The following is a 4,596-nucleotide window of genomic DNA, read 5'->3' as shown; positions in this document are numbered from 1 at the left end:
TAATCGATAATTTTTTGAGAAAATTTGTTTCCCTGATTGAGATTCAACCAAATTATAAATATCTTCCCAAGCCGTAAAATCGTACTCTCGCAACCATTGGTACAAATAGGATTTGTAATTGGGTAATTGAGTCAGTTTTTTTAAATCGAAAGAAAGGATATCATTATTTTCTTTTACTACTTGCTGGTAAATCATAATTGTAGCATCCTCGACCATAATTTGCGATTCTTGCAAGTAGTTTTGTGTTTTCTGGAAAGAATCTAGAAAATTAGGATTCAATTCTTTTAATATTGGAACCAAATCATGACGAATTTTATTTCGCAAATATTTATCGGAAGCATTGCTCGAATCTTCTCTCCATTGTATGCTGTTTTCTTTGGCAAAATCTTCTATTTCAGCACGAGAAAAAGGTAATAAAGGTCTAATTATCAGTTCGTTTTGTTCAGGAATTCCAGTCAATCCGTCTAAACCTGTTCCTCGAGTTAGATTTATAAGAAAAGTTTCCAGATTATCATCAGCATGATGCGCAGTGAGAATATAATCAAAATTTTCGGTTTCTAATAATTCATAAAACCAATTGTATCGAAGTTCTCGAGCGGCAATTTGAGTTGATAACTTATAATCTTTAGCAAAATTCTCCGTATCAAAAAGAGTTACAAACACTTCAATATTATGATTAGAAGCATAATCTTGAACAAATTGCTGATCGCCAAAACTTTCTAAACCACGCAATTGAAAATTACAATGCGCAATAGCAATATTATAATTTAGTTTTTGAAATAAATGCAACATTATCATACTATCAATTCCTCCGCTTGAGGCCAAAAGAAGTTTTTTCTCTTTCAGAAAAGGGAAATTTTTAGAGAGATGATTTTGTAGTTTTAAAAGCATTTTCAAAAGTAATTATTTAATTTAACTTAATACTTCTAACATAGCTTTTGCTTTCAATAAACATTCTTCATATTCATTTTCGGGAATTGAACCAGCAGTAATAGCACTTCCAACAGAAAAAGAAACGTATTTTTCTTCCGAATTATATAAAATACTACGAATCACAACATTAAAATCGAAATCGCCAGTAGGAGTGAAGTAACCAATTGCACCACTATACAAACCACGTTTTGTTTCTTCTAATTCTTCAATAATTTTCATTGCCGAAATCTTGGGAGCACCAGTCATACTTCCCATTGGGAAAGTACTTTTTAGAATCTCAATCGGAGAAGTTGTATGTGAGACTTCCGAAATAATTGTCGAAATCATGTGATGTAATTGCTTGAAAGTATAAATACCACACAGTTCCGCAACTTGAACAGAACCTTTTGTAGCAGTATGTGACAAATCATTGCGAACCAAATCGACAATCATCACATTTTCTGAGCGTTCTTTCGGGTTTTGTGATAATTCTAGTTTCGATTTTTCATCTTCAATAGCATCAGAAAAGCGTTTTGAAGTTCCTTTTATAGGTTGCGAAATTATTTTTGTTACTTCTTTTCGCAAATAACGTTCTGGCGATGCAGAAAGCAAATAATTTGTATTGTTTTTGAAGAATACAGAAAATGGTGGTTCCGAAATGGCATTCAGTTTATTATAAATTTCTAATGGATTTATTTCTGCGTTTTCTGCAAAAAATTCCATACAAAAATTAGCTTCATAAATATCGCCACGATTAATGTGTGCTAGTATTTCACTAACTTTCACTAAGTGTTTTTCTTTAGATATTTGTTGTTCTATTTTAAGATTGGCATCACTAATGCCTTTTGCCTCCCGATAGCTATCGGGATGGTTTTCTATTATTTCAAGAAAATCGTCTTCCACTTCATCATCACACATATTTAGATATTGAATTTCTACCTGATTTCCTTTCAATAAAAATAGTTTTTTAGGTTGAAAGAAAAACAAATCTGGGAAATGCAAACCATCATGATTTTTAGAAACCAAATCTTCGGTATCGTTTTTTAAATCATATGATAAATAACCAAAAAGCCAATCTCGTGTTTGCGATTGGTATTGTTTTAAATCTTCGAAAGCGTTGTGATAGTCAGTTTTTATTGATGTAAAAGCATCAACAGCCAAAACACAATCATAGCTGAAATATTCTTGCGCATAATGATTACTGTCCAGAAAAACAACTTCTCTGTACTGATTTCCCCAAGCCAAAAGTTGCTTTTTAAATAAAATAGGATCTTGTAAATCCTTAAAAATAGATGTTCTCAAATCGAAAATGAATATTTAACAAAATTACAACATTTTACCTTTAATGGATAAAAGTTTTTGGCACAGTTTTTAGTGCAGCTAGAATTATATATTAACAAATAAATTCATATTAAATTATTGATTGAAAATTACCTGTTTATTTAAGTTGTAGTTATATTTTTTTAAAGTTATAAAATCCATTGGATGAAGACTTTCGACATTATGACATTTCAACTTTCGACTTTAACTGTAACCTCAATTAATATTAAATATGAAAATCATGAAAAAAACTCCCACAATTGGTTTCGCATTACTACTGGTAACCATTGCTTATTCTTGTAAAGAAGCTTCAGCTGAAGCACCAACAACTGAAGTATCTGGTCCAGCAATGGAAGAATCTGTTAGTGCAAATTCTGATGCAAAAGTAGCAACATCGTCATCGGCAGCAGTCGAACCCAAAAATTCGAAAAGAAAATTTGTTAGAACGGCCGATATTAAATTTAAAGTAAAAAACGTTCCAAAATCGACTTACGCAATTGAAGATGCTGCTACAAAATTTGGTGGTTTTGTAACTTACACAAATTTAGAAAGTAACATTTCTAATAAAGACGAAACTAAGGTAAGCCAAGATAGTACGCTGGTTACCACAAAATATACAGTCGAAAATAACATTACTATTAGAGTTCCTAATACGCGATTAGATACGGTCATAAAAACGATTGCAAAACAGATAGATTTTCTTGATTTTCGGGTTATAAAAGCCGACGATGTTACTTTGCAAGTGTTATCGAACCAAATGGCACAAAACAGAAGTAGTAATTCCGAGAAAAGAATCGAAAAAGCGATTGATGAAAAAGGCAAAAAACTAAATAATATTATTGATGCCGAAGATCATTTAGAGAACAAAAAAGAACAAAATGATGCTAGTAAAATCGAAAATTTATCACTAAAAGACCAAGTAAATTTTAGTACATTAACTTTGCAAATTTACCAAAGAGAAGCCATAAAACAAGAAATGGTTGCCAATGAAAAAAGTATAAATGCTTATCGTCCTAATATTGGTTTGCAAATTTGGGATAGCTTAAAAACAGGCTGGTTTATGCTCGAAGGAATTATTGCATTTGTCGTGCAACTGTGGGGAATCGCTCTGATTCTCGGTTTAGGTTATTTTGGATATAAAAAATATAGCAAAAAGTAAGCTGTAAACCACTGGGAAACTGGTGGTTTTTTATTTATATTTGTTTAGCAACTCAAAGGAGAATGAAAATAAAAACACTATTGATTTTCGGATTTATTATAAACTGTATAATTCCCTGTAAATCACAAAATATACAACAAAATCAAGCAATTATTAATGATACCACTTTCGTAAATATAAAAGATTATAGTTCCGATTTTATTTTGGATATGAAATATGCTACCTATGATAATTTCTTAAAAACAAAAGTATATGATTGTGAATCCTGTTTTTTGAGATTAAAAACGATAAACAATCTTATAGAAGCCAATAACCAATTTAAGAGAAAAGGATATCAAATAAAGATTTTTGATTGTTACCGACCGCTAGATGTTCAGAAAAAAATGTGGGTCATTGTTCCCGATGCAAATTACGTAGCAAATCCTGTAAAAGGTTCTATTCACAATCGTGGCGGCGCTGTAGATATTACTTTAGTCGACGAAAATGGTGTCGAGCTTGAAATGGGAACTACTTTCGATTTTTTTGGTATAGAATCTAGTCATGATTACAGAGATTTCCCTCGAAGAACACTTAAAAATAGGCGATTATTAAAAAAAATTATGACACGAAATAATTTTGAATCCTTCGATTCCGAATGGTGGCATTATAATCTGAGAGGTTCTAGAAAAGATAATTTGTCCAATTTCACTTGGAAATGTGAGTAGGTTTTGAATTTAAAATTCAGATTTTTAGTAATATATGTTTAAAATAATTTTTGTTTTCGAATTGTCAATTATTTTTTCAATTCGGGTGTAAAATTTTTCATTTACCATAGGACAACCAAAACTGTTACAAATATAATTTTCTTGCTCGTCATAAGGCACATCAAAATATTTGTGCAAAACTATATTTCGGTCGTAAGCATTACTATTTGTTTTGTCTAGACCGTATAATTTATAAGCCTTACCGAATTTTCCTACATATGAATTTCCAATCGAATATTTCCCCAAAGAAGTAGAAAGCGAATTGTCTATATTGCTAAATTTTAGTTTGCCTTGAATGCTGGTTTCAGATCCAGAACCATGAGCAACCAAACCTTTGTCTATGATTTTATTGCTTCTTAAATCATATATAAAAAAACGATTTTTGCCGGAGGGAATTCCCATATCTACAAAAAAAGCTATTTCTTTACTGTATTTAGAATTGCCGTTTATTAGTTTTTTCAC

General features: G+C 31.0%; 5 protein-coding genes. 2 read left to right on the top strand and 3 right to left on the bottom strand.

Going from position 1 to position 4,596, the window contains the following annotated elements; all coding sequences use genetic code 11:
• On the bottom strand, window positions 1–891 hold an 891-nt coding region (tilS, locus tag ACH2BG_RS01990; RefSeq protein ID WP_395046056.1), incomplete at its 3' end, for a tRNA lysidine(34) synthetase TilS.
• A gap of 21 nt (window positions 892–912) precedes the next feature.
• Window positions 913–2,214, bottom strand: a complete 1,302-nt coding sequence (locus ACH2BG_RS01985; RefSeq protein WP_395046055.1) for an anthranilate synthase component I family protein — start codon at window positions 2,212–2,214, stop codon at window positions 913–915.
• 259 nt (window positions 2,215–2,473) lie between these two features.
• Between ACH2BG_RS01985 and ACH2BG_RS01980 the strand changes: the two genes are divergently transcribed.
• Together ACH2BG_RS01980 and ACH2BG_RS01975 are read left to right on the top strand one after the other, a co-directional pair.
• Window positions 2,474–3,391 (top strand): DUF4349 domain-containing protein, encoded by a 918-nt coding sequence (locus ACH2BG_RS01980; protein ID WP_395046054.1) that lies wholly within the window; start codon window positions 2,474–2,476, stop codon window positions 3,389–3,391.
• Window positions 3,392–3,453: 62 nt separating this feature from the next.
• The gene (locus tag ACH2BG_RS01975) at window positions 3,454–4,095 is read left to right on the top strand and encodes a M15 family metallopeptidase (protein WP_395046053.1); all 642 of its coding nucleotides are present in this window, start codon (window positions 3,454–3,456) and stop codon (window positions 4,093–4,095) included.
• A gap of 24 nt (window positions 4,096–4,119) precedes the next feature.
• Here ACH2BG_RS01975 and ACH2BG_RS01970 read toward each other — a convergent pair.
• A partial coding sequence (locus ACH2BG_RS01970) for a murein L,D-transpeptidase catalytic domain-containing protein (RefSeq protein WP_395046052.1) occupies window positions 4,120–4,596 on the bottom strand: 477 nt, incomplete at its 5' end.

It is taken from the genome of Flavobacterium sp. (assembly GCF_043779715.1).
Taxonomy (GTDB): Bacteria; Bacteroidota; Bacteroidia; order Flavobacteriales; family Flavobacteriaceae; genus Flavobacterium.
This window is presented reverse-complemented; position numbering and strand designations above follow the sequence as displayed.